Genomic DNA, 21,486 nt, shown 5'->3' on the forward strand with positions numbered 1-21,486 from the left:
GCGTCATTCGAACAAGCGACGCTGCGGCACGACGAGCACGTCGCCGTCGAGGATGGTGAAGTTGCTCACCAGCGCCGCGCCGCGCAGCAGGGCGTCGTAGTTGACCAGAATGATCTGCGTGGTGCCGTCGATGTTGGTGCGGCGTAGCTGCAGACGCTTGGTCGCGGCGAAGGGGCCGAAGTCACCGGCCACGGCCAGGAACTGCAGGAGCTTGGTGCCTTCGGGCATCGACCGCACGCCGGGGTTGCCGATCTCGCCGGTTACGAAGGCGGTGACGACCGGTTCGACCCGCTCGGGCTGGGGCGGGACCTCTTTAGGCACGGCAAGAGCGGCGACGCCGACGAAGACGGTTGGTGCCACGGCGAAGTTCGGCGCCAGCGCGGTCGAGATGTTGCGCTCGATCTGGCTGAGCGACCGGCCAGCGGCCTGAATTGTGCCCGCGAGCGGAACGTTGATCGTCCCATCAGGCAGCACGAAGGTTTGTCGGTTGATCGAAGGATCTTCGAGCACTTCGATGGTCACCGTGTCGCCCGGCTTGAGCTGATAGTTCTGCGCTGAAGCGCTGATGGTGGTCAGCAGCAGCGCGGCGACCGCGAATAGGATTTTCATGACTCGACCTCAAGCTTCAACTGACGGGGCTGAACACCCCCTTTGGTTCTGACTAAGCGATAAACGGGTCAGCGCACAGGACTGCCTTGACCGGACGGGCCGGACAACCGGCCCTGTCGCAGCGCTACAACAGGTTATCCGTGATCTCTCACTGTGCCGAAGCGTCATCCGACGGTGCATTCTCCGAGGGAGCCGAAGGCGCGGTCGAGTCGGATGTCTCAAGCCGATCGCGTGCCGTCTCCACCGCCTTTGCCACCGGGCTATCCGCAGGTGCCAGTTCGCGGGCGCGCTCCAGCACCTCGCGCGCTTCGTCCCGCCTCCCGGCTTCGATGTAGGCAAGGCCAAGATGAAGCTGCGTTTCGGGGTGGTCGGGCATGCCGGCGGCGGCGGGCTCGAGGTAGGCCAGCGCCTCTTCGACATCTCCGCGACGCAGCGCGATCCAGCCATAGGTGTCCTGCAGGGGCGGAATCTCGGTATCGCGCAGGCGGCGTGCGATGACTTGTGCTCGCTCAAGAGCTTCCGGGCTTTCATCCGTCGTGGAGAGCAAGCTGGCGAGGTTGTTGGCCACGAGCAGGTTCGAGCTGTCCTCGGCGTAGAGGCCTTCGTAGATCTCGATGGCTCCGGCGAGATCGCCACGCGCTTCGGCGCGATTGGCCTGCATCAGTCGCAGGCTCGGCTCACCGGTCGCCTCGATCCCCGCAGCGATCACCGCATCCGCCTCATCCTCTTTTCCCTGATCGAGCAAGGCCAGCGCAAGGGCCTGGTGGAAGCGGGGCATCTCCGGAGACGCCTCGATCAGTTCGCGATAGGTGGCGATCGCGGCTGCTTCATTCCCCGTGGCGAGGTCGAGACCAGCTTGCAGGAACCGGTATTCGACGCTCTCAGGCTCCCGCTCGAGCTGCGCCTCGAGATAGGCCTTGGCCTCGTCGATTTTGTTCTCGCGCAGCATGTTCTGGATCACCAGCGCTGCGGCTTGGGGACCCGCCGCGCCCGTGTCGAGCATCTCCTGCAGATAGGCGTTGGTCTCGTCGAGCCGGTTCTGACCCTGCAGCGCGGCCGTGCGCAGCCCAAGGGCGGTCTGTTGCGCCTCCGGGTTCTGAAACTGAGCGAGCCGCGTCGCGATCTCTTCGACCCGGCGCCAATCCTGTGTGCGGAGGAAGAGCTGGCCCATTTCGATCAGCAGCGGATAGGCGCCCGGATTCCGCCGCAGCGATGCGGCAAGCACCTGCTCGGCTTGGTCAGGTTGATCGCGCTGAACCAGAAAGCGGGCGTAGTTGGTTGCCGTCTCGGGGGTGTAGTTCGACGATTCCACCGCGAGCGACAGGCGCTCCCCCGCGAGTTGGTAGTTGCCCTCGCGCTCGTGGGCCTCGGCCATGAGCGCGAGCGTTTCGACGTCTCGGGGTTCCTGATCGAGCGCGACGCGCAGCGCGGCGATGGCCTCGCCGGTCTTGTCGGTCTCGATCAGCCAACCGGCGCGCATCTTCAGCGCCCCGACGTTCGACGGATCCTGTGTAAGCACCTCTTCGATCAGCGCACGCGCGCCAACTTGGTCGCCTTGGCTTTCAAGCACCCGCGCCAAGGTGATCCGGATCCTGTCCGTCTGCTGAGAGGGTTCAGCGGATTCGGTGATCTCGCGCAGCAGGGCCACCGCTTCGTCGATGCGGCCCTCCTGAAGCATCAGACCGGCGCGCAGGCTGCGGAAGAGGTCCTGATTCTCGCCCGCTTCGATCAGCCTGTCGACCTCGGCCATGGCGGCGTTGGGCCCCTGCGTCACGCGCAGGAACTCGACAACCGTGGCCAGCGCCTCATCGCGGTCGGCCGGGTCCGCGCGTTCGACCTCACCACGCAGGAATGCCTCGGCTTCGTCGAGCTTTTCGGCTTCCAAATACCAGCGGATGAGGCGCTGGCGAATGCGCTCGTTCTCGGGAAACTGACGGTAGATCTCCTCGAGGTGGGCGCCGACGTCGTCCGATTGCCCCATCTCGTCGAGCAGTGTCAGCTTCAGCTCATGATAGTTGAGATCGTCGGGCTGCAAGGTGATCGCGCGTTCGACCTCACGCAGCGCCGCCGCCCCATCTTCTGCACGCAGCAAAGCATCGATTCGCACCTGGAGTGGCGGGATCTGGGTGTCGTCCTGAGCCAAGACGATCTCGGCCTGTTTCAGAGCTTCGGCCCGCAGGTCTGCGTTGTCTTCCTCAATGCCCTGCTGATAGTCGACAGCCGATTTGAGCCCCTTCAGGGTCAGGTCGTCGGGGGCGGCTTCCAAGGCGCGCGGCAAGTATTTGCGGGCGTTCGGCCAATCGGTATTGGCGACGGCCAGCGCGCTGAATTCGCTAAGAGCTTCGATATTGTTCGGGAATTGCTGCACCAGCCGCAGATACTGTTTGTAGGCATCGCCGCGCGCGGATGTCTGGTTCAGCAGCCGGGCATAGAGCAGCCGCGCCTCCTCGTGATCCGGGTCGAGCTTGAATACGTTGCGCAATTCGACCAGTGCGCGGGTGGGGTCGCCTGCCTCGGCAAGCTCGACCCCGGATTCGTAGTGACGCGCCGCGCGCTCTTCCGAACTTTCGCAGGCACCGAGGGCCGCCAGCAGGGCAAAGGCCAAAATCGGTTTTCTCAGGGAAGCAGAGACGCGCATGATGATTTAACCCGGGCTACGAATGAGTGCACTTTGCGCAATCAATGCCACAGGCTCTTGATCGATGCGAGGGTCAATGGCGTGGGGTCAGCAGCCCGTTCTTTTCAGCACCACGCCACAAGTTGCGCCGAGGATCGAGATGTCGGTCGTCAGCGACAGGCGTTCGGCATAATCGTTGTCGAACACCGCGCGGCTCGAGAAAGACGAGGCGTTGCGCTCGGAAATCTGCCAGGTGCCGGTGATGCCGGGGCGCAGCGTATAGTAGGCTTCACCGCTATAGAGCGACTTCTGCTCGGGCAGCATCGGCCGGGGACCCACGAGGGACATATCGCCGGTCAACACGTTCAGCAGCTGCGGCAGTTCGTCGAGCGAGCTTGAGCGCAATACCCGGCCAATCGAAGTGATGCGCGGATCGTTGGAAAGCTTTTGCTTGCTGTTCCATTCCTCGCGGCTTGCCCGATCTTCTGCCAGATGCGCCTGCAGCCGTGCCTCGGCGTCGCAAACCATGCTGCGAAGCTTCCACATCGTGAAGGTTCGACCTCCGCGACCGACACGGCGCTGGCGGTAGAAAGGCATGCCTCCATCCTGAACAAAGACCGCGAGCGCGAGCAACAGTACCACGGGAAGCACCGCAGGCAGGCTGAGCAGAACCAGTGTCAGGTCGAGTAAACGCTTGGCATATTGAGAGTAAAACTTGCTGCGCTTGGTCGTGGTGTCGAGGCCCGGACGGGATAGTTCGGGAAAATGAACTGTCATTTGCAAAACTCTCACATGCCTGAGCCTGACGGCCCACTTAATACACTCGCCTCATCGGCCTGCGTGACCATCCAAAAATGCCGGGTCACTTTGAGCGCGCCGATATCGTCCAGCAGCTGGTGCAACATACTTAGCTCACGGGTGCCATGGTGGCAACCAAGTCTCGCCACATTTGTGACCCAATCCGCTGCACAAAACCGAGTAAATTCTAGGGATTGTATCGATAGCGGCGGCAGTGGGCCTGCGCGTGTGCGCGGCGAGGGCGCCTGCATCTTGTCACCGAGCGAACCTTCCCTCGCCATGTTGACTTGAAATCTTGCGGCAGGTGCGAAACAGGGTAGCACGGACCTGCTTTCGAGGGGGTGCGTGGTTGACGGTCGCAACGCGCGACCGGTTTGTATGTATGGGGCTCTCTGCAGGAGTCGTCGAGGTCAGGAGCGCCATGTCCGAGGTCGCCAAAATCTACATGGAACAATTCGGTCTCGATCAGAGGCCATTTTCGCTGGTTCCGGATCCGGACTTCCTGTTCTGGTCCCCGGGTCACCGGCGCGCCTACACCATGCTCGAGTACGGTCTGTATACCGGTGCGCCGATCACCCTGATCTCCGGCGACGTCGGAATCGGCAAGACCACGTTGCTGCACCATCTTCTGAAGCAGGTGGGCGAAGATATCACGATCGGAATGATCGCCAACGCGCATGGCGGCCGCGGCGACCTGCTGCGCTGGGTCTTGATGGCGCTGGACCAGACGACCACGCCGGAGTCCTCCTATGTCGATCTGTTCAAGCAGTTCCAGACCTTTCTGATCGATGAGTACGCGGAAGGCCGCAAGGTCGTGCTCATCTTCGACGAGGCACAGAACCTTGATCGTGAGACACTCGAAGAATTGCGCATGTTCACCAACATCAACGCCAACAAGGACGAGCTCTTGCAGCTGATCCTAGTGGGCCAGCCCGAGTTGCGCACGTTGGTTCGCCGCCCCGACCTGACGCAGTTCGCGCAGCGCATTGCGGCCAGCTTCCACCTCTCGGCGATGGACGAGGCGACCGTGACCGCATATATTCACCACCGGATGGAGCGAGCGGGGGCCGGGCGTAGGATCTTTACTCCGGAGGCCACCTCTCGCATCTTCGGCGCGACCCAAGGCATTCCTCGCCTGGTGAACCAGCTTGCCGACTTCGCCCTCATCTACGCAAGCAGCGACGATCTCGATGAGGTTGATGGAACGACGATAGAAAATGTTCTGCGGGACGGCGTCTTCTTCGCCGGCGTGCTGCGCTTGGAAAATGCTGTAATATGAAATTTGACCTCCGTTACTACCTCTCGATCTTCTTCCGCCGCATCCACTACTTCTTGCTGGTGGCGATCATCGTCTCCGCGGCCGGTACCAGCATCGCCGTGATGTTGCCGCCGGTGTTCGTGTCGCGTGCCGTGCTGCTGATCGAGGGGGCGCAAATTCCCAACGAACTGGCGGCTTCGACCGTAAAGACCGGCCCGGGAGAGCAGGCTGAGATCATCAAGCAGATGCTGCTAACCCGTAACACGCTGCTCGAAATTGCCGACGACTTGCAAATCTATCCCAACCGCAACGGCGTCAATCCGGACGCAATCGTCAGTGACATGCGGCAAAGGGTCGTCATCGACCCGTCCTTCGGCCGCAGTGGCAGCAACACGCTGACTGTCCAGTTTTCGGGGAGCAACCCTCGCAAGGTCGCTGAAGTCACCAATGATCTGGTGAGCCGCATTCTCTCGCAGTCGGTGGAAATGCGCGCCGGTCGCGCGACGCAGACCTCGGAGTTCTTCGAGGATGAGGTGAACAGGCTGAGTGCCGAGATCGATCGCAAGAGCAGAGAGATCCTCGAGTTCAAGCTGGCCAACCAGAACGCCCTCCCCGAATCCCTGACCTATCTTCGCAGCCAGCAGGCATCGCTCCAGGAGCGCTCCTTGCAGCTCCAGCGCGATCGCAACTCGCTCGTCGAGCGGCGTGCCACCCTCGAGGATCTCTACCAGCGCACCGGACGCGTGGCTCCCGTCAGCGAAAACCTGAGCCCTGCACAGCGCGAGTTGTCGCAACTTCAAGCTGAACTCGACAACGCGTTGCTGGTTTATTCCAGCCAGAACCCGAAGGTGAAGGTGCTGCAGGCGCGGGTCGCCGCGCTCGAATCGAGTGTCGCTTCCAATCAGGGGTCGACGCAGGATGACGAGGGACCGAGCCTGTACGAGATCCAGATGGCCGATATCGCGTCACAGCTTGAGCGGATCGATGAAGAGATTGAGCGCAACGCGGATGAAGTGAACTCGATCCAGAAAACGATCGAATCCACGCCCAGCAACTCCATCGCGCTTGAAGAGCTCAATCGCAGCTATTCGGCGTCGCAACAGCAGTACAACGCGGCTCTCGCCCGTCTCTCCGAGGCGCGCACAGGTGAGCGGATCGAAGTGCTATCCAAGGGGCAGCGCATCACCCTCCTTGAGGAGGCGCGTGTCGAAAATCGCCCCGAGCGGCCCAACCGACCGATGATCGCGGCTGCAAGCGTTGGGGGCGGCACCGCGCTCGGGCTTGCCCTGGTGGTGCTGTTCGAGCTTCTCAACTCTTCCATTCGCCGCCCGGTGGAGATCACGAACAAGCTTGGAATCACCCCGTTGGGAACACTGCCATATGTACGGACGCGACGTGAGCGTGCCGTACGTCGAGGGCTTATCAGCGGCGCTTTGCTTTTCTTGCTCATCGGTATCCCAGCCGCCATTTGGGCACTCGACACCTATTACATGCCTCTTGATCTCATCCTGGACCGGCTTGCGGACCGGACAGGCCTGAACGGACTTTTCGTGAAGCTTCGCGGAGGTCCGGGCGCATGAGCTTGGTCCCTATCATGAAGGATGATCGCTGATGGAGCGTATCCAATCCGCGCTGGAGCGCGCTCGATCGAAACGCACAGGTGCACCCGGCCGGAAACCAGCCGAGTCCCGGGTGAGCAAATTGGCGCGGCCTGACGAGGTTCAGGAGCGCTGGGATGCATTGCAGACCTTTGAGCCCAATCCGAAGTTTCTGGCCAAGAATCGGGTTCACACCCTGGAACGGAGCGAGCTGTCCGTGCCACTGGACATGCTGCGCACCAAGGTGCTGCAGTTGATGCGGGACAAGGGCTGGAAGCGGCTGGCTATTACCTCGCCGAACAGCTCATGCGGCAAGACTACGACGAGCCTCAACTTGGCATTCGGTATTGCGCGTCAAGTCGAACACGCACCGATCCTCATCGAGATGGACCTCCGCCGTCCCAATCTTGCGTCAACCTTGGGCATGCCCAAGACTGATCTGCAGTTTTCAAAGGTTCTCGAAGGTGACGCACCGATCGCGTCACAGCTGCGGCGTATTGGGTCCAATTTGGCCGTGGGTGCAAACGCGACCACTGCGCGTCACCCGTCCGAGCTGCTGCAAAGCGACACGATGAAGGCTGCCTTGGAGGAGATCGAAGCGTCTTACGCTCCGAGCTTGCTGATTTTTGATATGCCGCCGATGCTCGTCAGCGACGACATGATTGGATTTGCAGACAGTGTCGATTGTGTGCTGCTCGTTGCAGCGGCCGAAAGCACCACGATCAAGGAGCTTGACGACTGCGAGCGTGAGCTGGGCGAGCGGACCAACGTGCTTGGGGTCGTGCTCAACAAGTGTCGCTACATGGGCAAGGAATACGGCTACAACTACTACGGCTGAGGGTCTCGAAGGGGGGGATGCCATCCTCTTCGAACTTTCATATACTACTCGACATAGAAAAAGGGCCGCTCTCGCGGCCCTTCTTCATATCAAAGGTCTAATGTATCGACCGTATCAGGCGGTCTTGCGACGACGCTTCGCCAGGCCAAGGCCACCGAGGGCGCCCAGCAGCAGCAGACCACCGGCCGGCAGCGGAACCGGGTTCGGGGCGCTATCGGGCTTGTCGAACTCGTAGTCGATTGCCGCGAGCGCGAAGTCCCGAGTGTTCGTCGGGTTATCGTTCGTGCCACCGGCCATGAACTTCAGCTTCGACACCTGCACGGCCTCTGCGAGCTTTTCGGTCTGATAACCGCCGTTATTCGGCTTGTCCCCAAGATCGTTAACAGCAAAGATCTCCAGGATCAGATTGTCGGGGTCGTACACGAAAGCCTTCTCCTGCCCACCAGGCGCCGTCGCGAGGTCAGCGGTTTTAAAGAGGTCAAGAACGTGCACCGCAGTCAGGTAGATCGACTTGGTAAACGTCAGCAAAACGCTTTGGTTTTTGCCAGCAGCCTGGGTAATTTCGTCGTCATTGACGCCAACACCGTCATAGTCACGCTTGAGGCTCAGGCCACCGTTGCCAGCCGCATAGGTGCCATCGGCCGGAGTTTTGTAGTTCAGTTTGCCGCCCGTCGCCGAAAGCGTCCAGGTGGTCATGGTCGGACCGGCGCCGATCGTACCCGTCGGAGCATTACCGGTGTAAACGCTCGCATCGGTGAAATCCAAGCGCGCGGCCGAGGCGCCTGTTGCCGCAGCGACGGCCAGAGCCGAAGCGGTTACGAGAATCTTAAAAGACGCTTTCATATCAAAACCTTTTACTCGTGCTAGCACTATGCCCGGCACTCCCTTGCTGGGAGAATAGCATGTTGCAGGCTGCCGGAAATAGGGGATGCGCATGAAAGGTCGACTTAGTGCCACAAATCCGCCTCTTTCACAAAAATGTCAGAGAGACAGGCCTTTCCAAGGGTCAACTCCTCCAGAGATTGTTTACCTGAGGGCATCAATTTCTCCCTACCGGCACCGCCGTCGCCGCTTCGGATCCGAATCTGGTTGCTTGCGGCTGTGTCATTTGACAATCGGGCGCCGAATCAAATGTGGCCGCCGTATGTCACCGAGAAAAATGCAGGCGCGCTGAGATGACGTCCGTTGTCGGCGATCACCGCGATGTCGATCCGCTGACCCGACAGCGCCCCCTGCCGAAAGACGATCCGCATACTGGCGCCATTGGGTCCCTGCGGAACGAGGCGAACGTTTTCCGGGGCGGTTCCGATGACCAGCCACTCGAACCGAAGGGGACGTTGGTTCGGGTCCGATGTCTCGCTCGACGACAGAATTATCGTGCGGGGTTCATCGCCAGAGTACCAAGTTCTTGCGATCGAGGAGGGCGTGTCGAACCAATAACCACGAGGCGCTGATCCATCCCGTACCAGTTCGTCCGCCTCATGTTCCACCCTCAGTCGCACCATCGGGGGGATGTCCTCAGGCGCGATCGATTGGGCCAAGGCCATCATTCGCACCGGCTGTATTGCGTCCGCATCGAACACCGCAGGGTGGGCCTCTCCGGATAGATAGGCGCTCCGGCTGCGAACCCGCAACTGCGCGCGTCGGAACACCATCTGCACCGTCGGGGCGAGAAGCTGCTCCCGTTCGAGCCGCGCGAGGGTCTCCGGGCGAAACGCCGCGATGGTCATTGCGATCGCTTCGAGGAACGGGCGGTCGCTGTAGGATGAGCCCTGGCTGATCAGCATGTAGGGCCAGTTCGCCGGAAACAGGTCGGCCTCGTCGTGGTCGCGGTGCTCGGGGTAGACGTAGATGTGATTGAGCGCGTAGCTTGCATAGGCGCGCTGCGGTTCTGGTGGGTGTGTCATTGCGTGGCGAGGCAGGCTTCTTGCGTCCGGCCCGCTCGTGTAGGCGGTCGATGAGTTGCCGATCACGATCCGGTCGAAGAGCAGCGCTCCGGCAAGGCCATAGCCGAGCCCTTTTGCCCGCAATACATCATCATAACGTATCCGCGTGATCTGCGGAAAAGCGGTCGGGGGCAGCTCGGAATGCCCGTCATCGCGATTGTCGTAATAGACGGAATCGAGCCCTGCGGCACGACCACTGGCGGCCAGGCGGCGCAGGTAGCGCGCCGCGTCGTCGTCACGCTCGGGGTCGATGATCGGCTGCGGCTCGCGCTCCGGCGGTTCGGGGAGATGGGCGATGGTCAGATAGGGCGCGACCCTTGCCAGGCGTAAGGTGCCGTCGAGCATGACGCTGCGCGGAGCCGGACGGCCCTGCGCAGATACAGGATCGGGCCAAGCCGCGGGCAGCGCACCCAAGGCCGCGAGGGCCACGCCGCCCAGAAAGGCGCGTCGACCCGGTCCCACGGCGTCTTGCCCCCGACCGGTATCCGACCATAAGTTGTCACGGTTCAGGAGCACGGCCGATCGGCCTTGTATCCGGGCGCGGGTGTATGGAGTTCTCTGTCTCATGAAACATGATGTTCACCGCCCGGCGGCAATGCCAATATCCATCGTCATCCCCCACCTCAATCAGCCCGAGGCGTTGGAGCGCGGCCTGCGCGCCTTGGTGCCGCAGCTTGCCGAGCAGGACGAGATCATCATCGTCGACAACGGGTCGGGCCAGTTGCCGCGTGAGGTGTGCGATGCCTTTCCCGGCGTGCAACTCCTTGAAGAGGCGCAGCCGGGGCCGGGACCCGCGCGCAACACCGGCGTCGCAGCGGCGCGCCACGATCTGCTGGCCTTCATCGATGCCGACTGCGTCGCGGGCGAGGGGTGGCTCGACACGATCCGTGCGCGGTTTGCGCAACCCGAGGCGCAGATCCTTGGTGGCGATGTACGCATTTTGCTCGTCGACCCGGCCCGACCGACCCGGATCGAAGCCTACGAGAGCGTCTATGCTTACCGGATGGACCGCTACATCCGCGAGCAGGGCTTTACCGGGACCGGCAATCTTGCGGCGCGGCGTAGTGTGATCGAAGCGGTTGGCCCCTTTGCCGGGGCAGGGGTGGCCGAGGATCGCGACTGGGGCCAGCGGGCGACGCGGGCCGGTTATGTCATAACCTATGTCGCGGAGATGCAGGCGTTTCATCCCGGCCGTGACAGCTTTGCCGAATTGCGCGCCAAGTGGGACCGACATACCGCGCATGATTTCGAAGGCGCAAAGCAGCGTCGCGGCGGACGGGCAAAGTGGGTCGCCAAGACGCTGGCGATGGGGGTGTCGCCCCTGGCAGAGATCCCCCGTGTGCTCGCATCGGACCGGATCCGCGGCCCGCGCGTGAGGCTCGAGGCGATCGCCTGTCTTGCGCAGATCCGTTTCTACCGGATGCGGGTGATGACGCGGCTGCTTCTGCGGGGTGGGTCCGACCGGCTGGTGGAGCAGTGGAATCGCCCGGACCCGCGGTGAAACACCTTGCGCACGACGTTGTCTCCTTGTCCTCGCCACGGCACGGCCATAGTCCTTCGCGGATACCGGTTCATGTCGGGTCTGAACAGCGAGTCACACACGGAGTAGCAGGCGTGCAATTGCGACACCCCGAGAGTTTCGAAGGTCAATTCCTGATCTGCGCCGATACCGATGCATTGTCGCAAACCGCGACGCATCGTCTGGCTCGGACCGCGCTCGCCGTGCAGGCGCCGCTGCCTGTCGTCACGGTCGAAGACGCCGCCGGGCGACCTGTCGGCCTGCTGCTCGGGGTGCCGATCTCCGAGGGCGGGAAGATATTGCGCGACCGGCACACGCTCGACCTCCACTGGTCGGGGGACGTCGACGCGTTGGTCGAGAGCGAGATCTACGCTCTTGCGGGGAGCTTTGTCTTCCTGCTGGACGACGGCGATCACCGTCGCCTCTACCTCGATGCCTGCGGCTCCTTGTCCGCGGTCTATGATCCCGAAGGCCGTCGCGCCGCAGCCACCAGTCTGCAGCTTCTCGACCCCGACGAGGCGCAGACGCGCTTTCGCGCGCGCATGTATGACGAGCTGCATATTGCGCGCGACGGATGGTTTCCTGCCGGGCTGACCGCGCATGAGGGCATCTGGCGCCTCATGCCCAACCATTATCTCGATCTCGACAGCTTCGAGACGCAGCGCCACTGGCCCCGCGAACCGATCGCGCGAGCGCCTGCGCCCGAGGCGGCGTGCAGCACGATCCTGTCGGAGATGCGGCGCACCATGTCGGCCGCCGCGGCCGAGGGACCGGCTTATGTCTCGCTCACAGCCGGCAACGAGACGCGAATGCTGGTCGCAGCCGGGCGCGAGATGCGCGACGCGTTCACCTTTGTCACCGTGCGGGCCGAGGGGGTAGAGCTTGATCGCATCCGGGCCGAAGAGCTGGCAGCGCGGTTCGATCTGCAGCATCGGATCATTCCGCTGCGCGAAGCGAACGGCTCGGCGGCTCAGGAGTGGCACGCGCGAACAGGCTACACCTTTGGTGGGCCCCATATGCGCACGCATCCGACCACCCATTCCCTGCGCGACCGCGAATTCTTCATCGGGGGGCTCGGGGGCGAGATCGGCCGTGGCTTTTTCTGGCGCGGCACCGATGACGACGGCACGACGCTCGACTCGGACGGGCTCTGGGCCCGCATGGGCCTGCCGCCACAGCCCGAGGTTCTGCCACATGTTGCGCGCTGGCTGGACGGCGTTCGCCATCTGCCGACGCTGCTGCAGCTCGACCTTGCCTACCTGGAACTGCGCATGGGATGCTGGGGCTTCGCCCCGAGCTATGCATCGGTCACGCCGCTGCGCCTGCATCCGTTGATTTCGCGGCGTAGCTTCGTGGCGATGCTGTCCCTGCCGCCGGACTGGCGGCGCATGCAGGACCGGTCGAACCGGATGATCCAAGCGGTGGTTCGACAAGGATGGCCCGAGCTTCTGGATCTTCCGATCAGCCGCTATGGTGACTACCGCGACCGCACGGGTCTCGTGCTGCGCGCCCTGCGTCAGCCGCATCTGGTCACCAAAAAGCTCAGAAAGATGTTCGGATGACCGCACCTGCCATGAATGCCGATGCAGGCACCGATCTGTCGATCATCATCGTCAACTGGAACACCTTGGAGCTGACACGGGACTGTCTCGTCACCGTCATGCAGGGGCTGGAGGGGGTGAGCACCGAGGTGATCGTCGTCGACAATGCCAGCGACGATGGGTCGGCCGAGATGATCGCGCGCGACTTTCCGCAGGTCGAGCTGATCCGCAACGACGAGAACCGCGGTTTTGCCGCCGCGAACAATCAGGCGATGGCGCAAGCGCGCGGGGACTTCGTCTTGTTGTTGAATTCCGACACGCTGGTGCATGGCTCGGTCCTACCCGACAGCGTCGATTGGCTGCGGCGTCACTCGGACGTCGGCGCGATGAGCTGTCGGGTGCTCAATCCGGATGGCACGGGCCAGCGGGTCTGTTCGATGTTTCCCTCGCTGCTCAACCTCTCCCTCGACGTCTTTGGCCTGTCGCGGCTGCGTCGTCCGCGGTTTTTCGGGCGTTACCAGATGCGCCACTGGCAGCGCGACGACGAACGCGAGGTCGAGACGGTTTCGGGTTGCTTCTTTCTGGTGCGCCGGACGGTCATCGAGCAGGTCGGGCGCTTCGACGAGGCCTTCTATTTCTTCGGGGAGGAGGTCGATTGGAGCTGCCGCATCCGCGCGGCGGGCTGGAAGCTGTTCCTGTCGCCGGTCGGCGCGATCACCCATCTCGAAGGCGGATCGCAAAAGCGGCTGAGCCATCGGCGCAACGTGCTGCTCTCGGGCGCGCTGGTCCGGCTTCACCTCAAGCATCGGGGCCGGGCTTCGGCGATCGCGGCCTATCTGCTGATGTTCCTGTTCAACGCCTCGCGCGCCGTCAGTTGGAGCCTCGCCTCGTTGGTGTCGCGCTCGCCCCGAATTCACGAAAAGGGGCGCTACTTCCGCGCCGTGCTTGCGAGCAGCCGCGAAATCTGGCCCGAGACCGCCCGATGAAGGTCGTTCTCCTGTCGCCGGGCTTCGACGGCACCGATGTCGGCGAGGCCTATGTGGCGTTCAAATGGGCCGAGGCCTTGTCGACGCGTGTCGAGCTGACGGTGCTAGCGCTGCAGCGGGCGGGTCGGCCCGCCTTGGCCGCGCAGCTTCCCGGTGCCGAAGTGGTGACCTGGCCCGAGCCGCGCCTGCCGCGGCGCGCCGAGCGCATCAACGCGATGCTAAAGCCTGCATGGCCACTTCTACACCGTCATGTGAACCGTTGGCTGCGCGATCGGATCGCCGAGGGGCGGTCTTTCGACGTCCTGCATCAGCTCATGCCGCAGGCGGCGCGATACCCCACACCCCTGCGTGGCCACGGCATTCCCTATGTCATCGGGCCGCTGGGTGGCGGGCTTCCGACCCCGCCGGGTTTCGTGGCCGAGACCGGCTCCGCACAATGGTTCACCCGGCTGCGCGCTCTCGACCAGATGCGCCTGCGGCGCGATCCGTGGCTGCGGCGCAGCTATGCCGAGGCGGACCTCGTGCTCGGCGTCGCGCCTTATATGAAGGATATCCTTTCGCCGGTGCCGCTCAGGCGGTTCGAGCCGGTTCTCGAGCTTGGAATCGACGGTCTGGCGCCGCCGAGAGCGCCCGCGACGGGCGCAGGTCTGCGGCTTTTGCACGTCGGGCGCGGCGTGCGCACAAAGGGATTGCGCGATGTCGTGCGCGCAATGGCCCACCTGCGGGACCGCCCCGACATCACCCTCACTTCAGCCGGGGCCGGCGAAGAGATCGCGCTGGCCCGCGCAGAGGCAGGCCGCCTCGGTGTCGCAGACCGGATCACATTTCTGGGTCGGGTGCCGCGCGACGAGGTGGACCGTCTCTATGATGAGGCTGATATTTTCGTGTTCCCCTCGTTCCGCGAGCCTGCTGGCGGCGTGCTATACGAAGCGCTGCGGGCCGGGCTACCGGTGATCTCGGTGGCCTATGGCGGGCCTGACTTCATCCTGAACGACGACTGCGGGATCCGCATTCCACTCTCGACGCCCGAGGCCTTGTCGCGCGATATTGCACAGAGCGTGGCAACCCTTGCCGATGACCCCGAACGTCGGTCCCGGATGAGCAAGGCAGCCCACGCCAAAGTGGAGGCAGACGGCCTCTGGCCTCGCAAGGCGGAGCTGATGATGGGGCTTTATTCGGAGCTTTTGCCTTTGCGACCCTTCTCGACCGCGTGAACCAGAACCGCGCGGAGTTTGGCTACCTGTTTGTCAGTATCGAAATTCTCGACAACACGCCTGAGGCCTGCTTGGCCCATGCGTTCACGCAGGCCTGCTTCAAGAGCAAGTTGCTTCATTCTTTGGCCGAGCGCCGAGACATCTCTTTGTGGCGTAACGAAGCCGGTTTCGCCGTCGATGACCTGATCGAGAAGACCACCAAGATCGGACACGATAACTGGTCGTCCGACAGCGGCAGCTTCCGCGACTGTGACGCCAAATCCTTCTGACCAGCCACCCACCTCGAGAGAGTGCTGGATCAGCACATGCGATTGCTCGAGAATGCGATGCACAGCCTTCGATGTCTGAATGCCGACAAAAGTGATCCTATGCTCTACTTTGAGCTCTTGTGCTATTGCGGCGAGACGTGAACGTTCGGGGCCATCACCGACGATCGTAAGGTGAGAATTATCTGGTATGGTTGCCAAAGCACGGATTACGATCTCTGTGCCTTTTTGTGGCACCAGCCTTCCGATCGTAACGAATTCAACTTTACCGGCGTGCTCTTTCTGAGGGGTGGAAGCGAAATCCGAAACTGGAACGCCGCATGGAATGATGTGGATTCTTTGGGGGTCGGCTCCCAATTCAAGGAGCTGATCTTTCTGTGCAGACCCCACGCAAATCAATGCAGAGAACTGCTCCAGATTGCGCTCCAAGCTTTTGCGATACCAACCGATCCTCAACATTGAAGACAGATCCAAGCCATGGAAATGTACGACGCAGGGGATTTTCAGTTGTTTGGCAAGGGGCAGCATTCTGAGCCCCGTATGCCCGAAGTGGGCCAGTATCGCGTTTGGCGGTTGTCCGCTAAACGCAACTCTGGTCAAGCTCGTTACCTCTTGTCGATCGGCACCATAGTAATTTCCGGTAGCCCATCTTTTCGCCCGATGTAGCCATCGCGATCGCCCCAAGTCGCCGAGACCCGGCAGGGGAGAGGATAGGATCGTACAACGGGCGTTATTTTCCGGCTCTTGCGATAGATCGTTCCAAGTCAGGATGTGTTGTATATCAGTGTCCAAACGGGAGATCTGGCGCTGCAGCCATATCTCGGATGGCGCGCCGATCTGCGGAGCAGCGAGCCAAAGCTTTAACGATTCCAACGCCTCAGGCACTTCGCCCACTTTTATCCATTAGGCGCTTCAGGCGTTGTAGCGCGCGTCGTGGCAAATAGGCACCGACCCTAAGAGCAAGGCGGTAGCTTTCGTATCGATCCGGGCGATACGGCTCACGACCTGCTCGGTGTGCCAGTTCCTGGTCTGCGGCAAGGAATAGTTCCAGACGTGGCATGAGACGCCCAACCCGTTCGGAAACGGGATTCGCCAGTTTGGAGTAAAGGCGGAAATTGCGATGAAACATCGGCGCGTGAATAATTCTGGGTGCGGAAAATCGCCCGATTTTCCAGCCCCGCATAACCTCCGGCCAAAGCATATTGTATTCTTCAGGAAGTGTCGCGATTCTCAGGTCGCCGGCCCAAAGAAGCTCGCGGAGCGTCGGCTGATCTCGACCCGTCCCAAAATCTTGTACGGCCTGTTTCCAATCGTCGAGAAACTCTTTTGTCGCATCTGACTTGCGGATGGCAATCACGCCACCATTCATTGTAGGAAAAGAATTTGGCAGTGGTGTCTTCCAGTAGACGCCGAAGTGCGTGTTCCGGACCGGGTCATGCGTGAGAGCAATATCGAACCGATCAAGGACAGTGAAGACGTCAGAGATATCTGCGAGAACGATTAGGTCGGAGTCTAGGTACAAAGTCCGGTCGAAACGCGATGCCTTGATTGCGTCGATCTTCGACCTGACCCATGCATCGTCAAGAACGTGAACCTTGTCAAATGCGTCGGAGTCCCGAGGCTTGTCACTGAAAAGGTCGATTGGGATGGAGGGAGAGTGGCGTTTGACAGAGCGGGCAGCTTGTTGTGCTAGGAAGAAATAGTGGTCTGCTCCGGTCGCAACAAAAACAATACCGCAATTCGGGGTGCTAGAATTCGTCATAATGAGCTTTCGCTTTCTGGCGCGCAAAAGTGAATTTTTTCAATTGACACGTGCCATGGAACGGAACGCCGTGTTGCTTTGTACGAGCTCATCGTATCGACCAAAATCGGCTATTTTGCCTTTTTCAAGTAGATAGATGGTATCGCAATCTTCGACTGTGCTTAGGCGGTGCGCGATCATGATGATTGTCTTCTTTCCACCAAGGTTGTGCACCGCTTCCATGACTGCGGCTTCGGTAAGGTTGTCGAGTGCGGAAGTCGCCTCGTCGAGGATAAGGATGTCCGGGTTGTGGTAAAGCGCCCGGGCGATGCCTATACGCTGCCGCTGCCCACCTGACAGCCGGATGCCACGTTCGCCGACTTGCGTCTCGTACCCGTTCGGAAGCTCTTTCATGACGAAATCGTGCAGCTCTGCTACCCGCGCTGCCCGCATGACAGCGTCCATGTCGACTTCAGCCTCGTCTTGGCCGAACGCAATGTTCGCAGCGACGGAATCATCTGCAAGAAAGATCTGTTGCGGCACGTAGCCGATTGAACGCTGCCAAGAACGCCGGTTCTCGTTGGTAATCGGAACCCCATCCGCCAGCACTTGGCCACGGTTGGCATCCAACAGGCCAAGGATCAGATCGACCAGCGTGCTCTTTCCCGCGCCGGTGCCGCCGACAAGGCCAATGACGCTTTTTGCCGGGATCGTCATGGAAATATCATGCAAGGTGTCTTGTTCGGCCTGCTCGAAACGGAAGCCGACATTTTTGACGGTCAGCGCATCTCGCAGCCCCAGCGGGGTGACATCATTCGAGATCGCGGCCGGTTTCGAGGTCCCTTGGTGCCGACGGATCTCGGCGAGGTCATTGATCACGTTGTCCAGCGTGGTCTGACCCATCCGCAACGAGGAAAAGGTCGAAAAGAGCGACTGGAGGGCTGGAAACATGCGGGAACCTGCGACTGCCACAAGACCGAGGGTCGGCAGCATGCCCCGAATATCGCCATCGCTGCGGATGAGCAGCATGAGGATCAGAAGGATCATGCCACCATAGGCGAAGGCTTCGAGGCCGTATCGAGGCATTTGCTGGATAACCAAGCCTTTGGCCTGCATATCAGCCATGCGATAGGCTTGCCGGCGAAACCGGCGGTCCACCGTATCCTCCAAGCCTAGAATTTTGATGTCCTTGATGCCCCCCGTCGCCTCTTGGGCTATTTGAAAGCGCTGGCTATTCGCCTGAAAGCGACGTTTACCAATGGTAAGCAGCTTGCGGCGCGTGATGGTGTAGGTGACCATGTAGCTGCCGCCGAGCAGTATCATCGCCCCGATCGCAACACCCGGTTCCATGACAAACAACAACACCGTGATGCTGGTGACTGTCGCAACGGTGGCCAGAAGACTCATCGCTGGAAGCATGCTGTTGCGCACCATGCCATCCACCTCGCCCAAGACGACCTTAGAGATATTGGAACTGTTGCGGTACAAAAACCAGCTGTACGGCTGGAAGAGATAACCCCGCATCATCGTGGTTGAAATGCTGAAAGCCCGCATCACGCTGAACCGCGAGACCGCGTAAGTGGTCAGGGCCTTGAAACCGATGTTGAGCAGCGCCACGGCAAGCATCACTGATCCCAACGCCACCAAAAAGGAGAGGTCAGTTGCGAAGCCTCCTACCCGATACAGGTAGGCGAAAATATGGTTCTCCCGCAGCATCTCGGGGTTCGCAATGACTTGCAGAAACGGAAGGATTGCTGCCGCACCAGCGGCCTCGAGCAAGCCACTGATGACGGACATCAGGGCCAACGCACCGAACTGAAAGCGTTCACGCCGGTCGAGCAGTTGGAAAAGCTTTTTGTAAGAGTCGATCATGTGCGTGAGCGGTTCCTCGGGACCGGGGTGGTCTGCCTAGAATAACGTGGCGTGTTCAGATCGGCCCGTTTCGTATCTGATGGCCGTCGAGGTTCGGGTTTCGGGGCTGGCACGCGGGCATAGCATGTGCCACTCGGCACTCTTGCCGGTCTGTCGCGAGTATCTGCGATTGCGTCGTCCGTCGATGGATCGGTTGTCAGGGCCACCTTGGCCGGCTCATCGGGTTGTGGCGTATAGAAACATGCACCTATGCCGATGAAGAAGGTCACCATAACGGACACTGCGCCCCAAGCGTGCACTGTGCTCAGCGTGAAGAAGAGACCGAACACGGTGATTAGATAGGCAGTACGCATCTGCGATATCTTGTGGGTGCCTGGTTTGCACCGCAGGACCCTGAAGGTATTGAGTGCTGCACCGCCAAGGAGCAGAATAATTGCCGGAAGACCGTGCCGCATTGCGGTCAGGAGCCAGAAGTTGTCGACCGAACCGCGCATCCACGAGGCCCTAACCCAATCGTTCAGGCCGATTCCGAAGTAGGGGTGGCGCCACACCTCATCTGTTCCGTATCTCCAGATGAAGATGCGAGCCCACGCGGTGCCGGGGCTAAAGGTGAAGGTTTCAATAAAGATCATGAAGGGCGTACGGTTCGACAGTGCGTCGATAACGACATAAGCGATCGAACCTAGCACCAGCAGCAAGATCCAACGGCTCTTGGTGATCTGATCCCAGACGATCAAAGCGGCTTGAAGGATGCCTGACAGCAGTGGGCCCGAAGACATCGAAAAGCAGGTCATCGCCAATGTGAGACCGCCTTTCCACATGCCACGGCCCAATCGGTCCGAGTTCAGGTAGAACAGGTTCGCGATTCCGAAAGAGCAGAAGAGCCCCCACAGGATGGAACTGGGAAACACCACCTGCGTGCGCGAGAGCCCCATACGCCATTCGTTCAACTTGCTCACCGAAGGGGCGAATTTGCGGATCACCTCGACGATGATCATTCGTCCGGTGAAAAACTCGAACAAGGCAAAGGGCAGGAGTATCATCAGGATGATAAAGAAGATCTGAAATGTCTTCTCATACTGTGCAGGGGTGCGGACCAGTATTCGTCCGGTCAAATAGCCGCCGACCAGTTCGATCATGAGACTGCCGCCAAACGCGATCCGCTCGGTGCCATGGACCGCATACAAAGATACGAAGACCCATACCCCGAAGAGGATCATTGCCACGTCTACCAGCGTCACGCGACCGGCCTTCCCGGCCAAGAGCTGCAGCAAGAACGGGACGGTAACGATCACGAGATAGAGGCGGTAAGGACCCATCGCCAACCCGCCGACCATGAAGTTCACGGGTAGAGTGAGACTTAGAAAGAACAACCACATCATCAAGCTGCTACCTGCGGATGCGGCTGCACGCGACGGGCTGACCGACGTCTGGGTAGGAAGGATGGTCGCGTCAGCCAACGGGGGTCTATCCTAGATGTGCAGCCAAGGCCTGCGTTCCAGTTTCCATATCTACAGAATATGGCCTTCTCAAGGGCGACCCGGTGCGTCGGATCGAGCGAACCGACGCACCGGAATGACCGAACCTAGCCTGCTCCACTGTGGTGGCCACAAGAATCCCGAGGTCGCGATCGTGTGCTTGCATACGACTACACTTTCTCCTCGCCACCGGCTAAGCAATTCCAAACAAGGCGGATAGGAGCACGCATGCGTTACGGAGATCTTGTCAGCGTGATCGTCCCGCTTCACAATCGAGCGCATCTGTTGCGGCGTTCGGTCGGCAGCCTGATCAGCCAGAGTTATCGCAACCTCGAGATCCTGCTGATCGATGATTGCTCCACCGACGATCCCGCCGCCGTCGTGGCAGCGCTCGATGATCCGCGGGTGAAGCTGATCCGAAGAGAGCGCAACGGCGGTGCCAGCGCAGCGCGCAACACCGGGATCGCACTGGCGAAAGGCGGGATGATCGCGTTTCACGACAGCGACGATATCTGCGTCTTCGACAAGATCGAGAAACAGGTCGAGGCTCTGACCGCGCTGCCCGAGGAGTATATCGGCGTCTACACGGTGGCGCTGTTCTATGGGCAGGCAGAGGAAGCCGATTACGCCGAGATCACGAGCCATCTGCGGCCAACCCCCGGCAGTTCGCCACTCAGCGGCGACATGTACAGGCGCACAGTTGCAGGCAATGCCATGAACCTGCCGACGATGCTGCTGCGCCGTTCGGCCGTGGAGGCCGCCGGGGGGCTCGATGAGAGGCTTGGCAACAACAACGACTGGGATCTCGCGCTGAGGCTGACACGGCTGGGCAAGTTCCATTTCATTCCCGAGCCGCTTTACCTCGTTCCCTCTCCGATACGCGCTGCGGGCAACGCCGGCCGGATCTCCAAGTCGCAGAAGTTTCATGCCAAAAGCTTCGCCTTCGTGACGGGCAAGCTGCGTCGGGGCGGCGAACGTTCGCCGGAACTGGCGGGGCATTATTCGACTGCGGGTGGCCTGCTGCTGCGCGAACGCCGGCCGCGCTTCGCCCGCCGTTACCTGCGCGCCGCGCTCGGCATCACCCCATTGCACATGCGCAGCCTGCGGCTCTACGCCATGAGCTTTCTGCCGGGCCTCTATCCGGCGCTGCGTCGTATCCGCAGCCGCGTGTCGCCGCGCTGAACCTAACCCCACACTTTTGCTGC

At 61.1% G+C, this 21,486-nt stretch carries 17 protein-coding genes; 8 read left to right on the forward strand and 9 right to left on the reverse strand.

Translation table 11 applies throughout. The annotated features are described in order from the left end of the window. Positions 1 to 3 precede the first annotated feature (3 nt). The 3 genes from AADJ02_RS12240 to AADJ02_RS12250 all read right to left on the reverse strand — a co-directional run bounded on the left by AADJ02_RS12240 (position 4) and on the right by AADJ02_RS12250 (position 4,003). Entirely contained in the window at positions 4 to 609 is a 606-nt protein-coding gene (locus AADJ02_RS12240) for a polysaccharide biosynthesis/export family protein (RefSeq protein WP_341213294.1), read from the reverse strand. Positions 610 to 757: 148 nt separating this feature from the next. Continuing rightward, complete coding sequence (locus tag AADJ02_RS12245; RefSeq protein WP_341213295.1) at positions 758 to 3,214, reverse strand: tetratricopeptide repeat protein; 2,457 nt, start codon at positions 3,212 to 3,214, stop codon at positions 758 to 760. 120 nt (positions 3,215 to 3,334) lie between these two features. Further along, a complete protein-coding gene (locus AADJ02_RS12250; protein WP_341213296.1) occupies positions 3,335 to 4,003 on the reverse strand; it encodes a sugar transferase in 669 nt (222 codons plus the stop codon). 442 nt (positions 4,004 to 4,445) lie between these two features. Between AADJ02_RS12250 and AADJ02_RS12255 the strand changes: the two genes are divergently transcribed. The 3 genes from AADJ02_RS12255 to AADJ02_RS12265 are packed head-to-tail and all read left to right on the forward strand — an operon-like array spanning position 4,446 to position 7,718. Then, positions 4,446 to 5,303, forward strand: a complete 858-nt coding sequence (locus AADJ02_RS12255) for an AAA family ATPase (protein WP_341213297.1) — start codon at positions 4,446 to 4,448, stop codon at positions 5,301 to 5,303. Further along, positions 5,300 to 6,862, forward strand: a complete 1,563-nt coding sequence (locus AADJ02_RS12260) for a lipopolysaccharide biosynthesis protein (protein WP_341213298.1) — start codon at positions 5,300 to 5,302, stop codon at positions 6,860 to 6,862. Before AADJ02_RS12255 ends, AADJ02_RS12260 begins: the two co-directional genes overlap by 4 nt. Positions 6,863 to 6,893: 31 nt before the next feature. Continuing rightward, entirely contained in the window at positions 6,894 to 7,718 is an 825-nt protein-coding gene (locus AADJ02_RS12265) for a CpsD/CapB family tyrosine-protein kinase (RefSeq protein ID WP_341213299.1), read from the forward strand. A gap of 114 nt (positions 7,719 to 7,832) precedes the next feature. Here AADJ02_RS12265 and AADJ02_RS12270 read toward each other — a convergent pair whose 3' ends face one another. Continuing rightward, positions 7,833 to 8,654 (reverse strand): VPLPA-CTERM sorting domain-containing protein, encoded by an 822-nt coding sequence (locus AADJ02_RS12270; protein ID WP_341213300.1) that lies wholly within the window; start codon positions 8,652 to 8,654, stop codon positions 7,833 to 7,835. 191 nt (positions 8,655 to 8,845) lie between these two features. Next, a complete protein-coding gene (locus AADJ02_RS12275; RefSeq protein ID WP_341213301.1) occupies positions 8,846 to 10,009 on the reverse strand; it encodes a hypothetical protein in 1,164 nt (387 codons plus the stop codon). A 220-nt stretch (positions 10,010 to 10,229) separates the two neighbouring features. On the opposite strand from AADJ02_RS12275, the gene AADJ02_RS12280 reads away from it, so the two are divergent. The 4 genes from AADJ02_RS12280 to AADJ02_RS12295 all read left to right on the forward strand — a co-directional run bounded on the left by AADJ02_RS12280 (position 10,230) and on the right by AADJ02_RS12295 (position 14,924). Beyond that, entirely contained in the window at positions 10,230 to 11,165 is a 936-nt protein-coding gene (locus tag AADJ02_RS12280; protein WP_341213302.1) for a glycosyltransferase, read from the forward strand. A gap of 113 nt (positions 11,166 to 11,278) precedes the next feature. Further along, positions 11,279 to 12,745 (forward strand): hypothetical protein, encoded by a 1,467-nt coding sequence (locus AADJ02_RS12285; protein ID WP_341213303.1) that lies wholly within the window; start codon positions 11,279 to 11,281, stop codon positions 12,743 to 12,745. After that, positions 12,742 to 13,710, forward strand: coding sequence for a glycosyltransferase family 2 protein (locus AADJ02_RS12290; protein WP_341213304.1), 969 nt, complete (start codon positions 12,742 to 12,744; stop codon positions 13,708 to 13,710). Before AADJ02_RS12285 ends, AADJ02_RS12290 begins: the two co-directional genes overlap by 4 nt. Continuing rightward, positions 13,707 to 14,924 carry a glycosyltransferase family 4 protein gene (locus AADJ02_RS12295; protein WP_341213305.1) on the forward strand — a complete coding sequence of 406 codons (1,218 nt, stop codon included), beginning with the start codon at positions 13,707 to 13,709 and terminating at the stop codon, positions 14,922 to 14,924. Before AADJ02_RS12290 ends, AADJ02_RS12295 begins: the two co-directional genes overlap by 4 nt. Here AADJ02_RS12295 and AADJ02_RS12300 read toward each other — a convergent pair. From AADJ02_RS12300 to AADJ02_RS12315, 4 genes are read right to left on the reverse strand one after another with little or no spacing between them, the layout of a single operon-like run. Next, positions 14,882 to 16,084 (reverse strand): glycosyltransferase family 4 protein, encoded by a 1,203-nt coding sequence (locus tag AADJ02_RS12300; protein ID WP_341213306.1) that lies wholly within the window; start codon positions 16,082 to 16,084, stop codon positions 14,882 to 14,884. The two genes, AADJ02_RS12295 and AADJ02_RS12300, sit on opposite strands and share 43 nt — an antisense overlap. Continuing rightward, positions 16,068 to 16,952: a putative nucleotide-diphospho-sugar transferase gene (locus AADJ02_RS12305; protein ID WP_341213307.1), complete on the reverse strand. Its 885-nt coding sequence runs from the start codon at positions 16,950 to 16,952 to the stop codon at positions 16,068 to 16,070. The genes AADJ02_RS12300 and AADJ02_RS12305 overlap by 17 nt, the downstream gene beginning before the upstream one ends. A gap of 39 nt (positions 16,953 to 16,991) precedes the next feature. Then, positions 16,992 to 18,803: an ABC transporter ATP-binding protein gene (locus tag AADJ02_RS12310; protein WP_341213308.1), complete on the reverse strand. Its 1,812-nt coding sequence runs from the start codon at positions 18,801 to 18,803 to the stop codon at positions 16,992 to 16,994. After that, positions 18,800 to 20,263: an O-antigen ligase family protein gene (locus AADJ02_RS12315; protein ID WP_341213309.1), complete on the reverse strand. Its 1,464-nt coding sequence runs from the start codon at positions 20,261 to 20,263 to the stop codon at positions 18,800 to 18,802. Before AADJ02_RS12315 ends, AADJ02_RS12310 begins: the two co-directional genes overlap by 4 nt. 174 nt (positions 20,264 to 20,437) lie before the next feature. Here AADJ02_RS12315 and AADJ02_RS12320 point away from each other — a divergent pair, with 174 nt between their 5' ends. Then, positions 20,438 to 21,463: a glycosyltransferase family A protein gene (locus tag AADJ02_RS12320; RefSeq protein WP_341213310.1), complete on the forward strand. Its 1,026-nt coding sequence runs from the start codon at positions 20,438 to 20,440 to the stop codon at positions 21,461 to 21,463. Positions 21,464 to 21,486: the final 23 nt, after the last annotated feature.

This window comes from uncultured Limimaricola sp. (genome assembly GCF_964022235.1).
Lineage (GTDB): Bacteria > Pseudomonadota > Alphaproteobacteria > Rhodobacterales > Rhodobacteraceae > Limimaricola.

Coding starts and splice junctions, on each gene's coding strand:
- AADJ02_RS12295 (WP_341213305.1), top strand. CDS start 13,707: ATGAAGGTCGTTCTCCTGTCGCCGGGCTTCGACGGCACCGATGTCGGC.
- AADJ02_RS12290 (WP_341213304.1), top strand. CDS start 12,742: ATGACCGCACCTGCCATGAATGCCGATGCAGGCACCGATCTGTCGATC.
- AADJ02_RS12260 (WP_341213298.1), top strand. CDS start 5,300: ATGAAATTTGACCTCCGTTACTACCTCTCGATCTTCTTCCGCCGCATC.
- AADJ02_RS12270 (WP_341213300.1), bottom strand. CDS start 8,654: ATGCGCATCCCCTATTTCCGGCAGCCTGCAACATGCTATTCTCCCAGC.
- AADJ02_RS12310 (WP_341213308.1), bottom strand. CDS start 18,803: ATGATCGACTCTTACAAAAAGCTTTTCCAACTGCTCGACCGGCGTGAA.
- AADJ02_RS12240 (WP_341213294.1), bottom strand. CDS start 609: ATGAAAATCCTATTCGCGGTCGCCGCGCTGCTGCTGACCACCATCAGC.
- AADJ02_RS12275 (WP_341213301.1), bottom strand. CDS start 10,009: ATGCTCGACGGCACCTTACGCCTGGCAAGGGTCGCGCCCTATCTGACC.
- AADJ02_RS12250 (WP_341213296.1), bottom strand. CDS start 4,003: ATGACAGTTCATTTTCCCGAACTATCCCGTCCGGGCCTCGACACCACG.
- AADJ02_RS12265 (WP_341213299.1), top strand. CDS start 6,894: ATGGAGCGTATCCAATCCGCGCTGGAGCGCGCTCGATCGAAACGCACA.
- AADJ02_RS12280 (WP_341213302.1), top strand. CDS start 10,230: ATGAAACATGATGTTCACCGCCCGGCGGCAATGCCAATATCCATCGTC.
- AADJ02_RS12305 (WP_341213307.1), bottom strand. CDS start 16,952: ATGACGAATTCTAGCACCCCGAATTGCGGTATTGTTTTTGTTGCGACC.
- AADJ02_RS12255 (WP_341213297.1), top strand. CDS start 4,446: ATGTCCGAGGTCGCCAAAATCTACATGGAACAATTCGGTCTCGATCAG.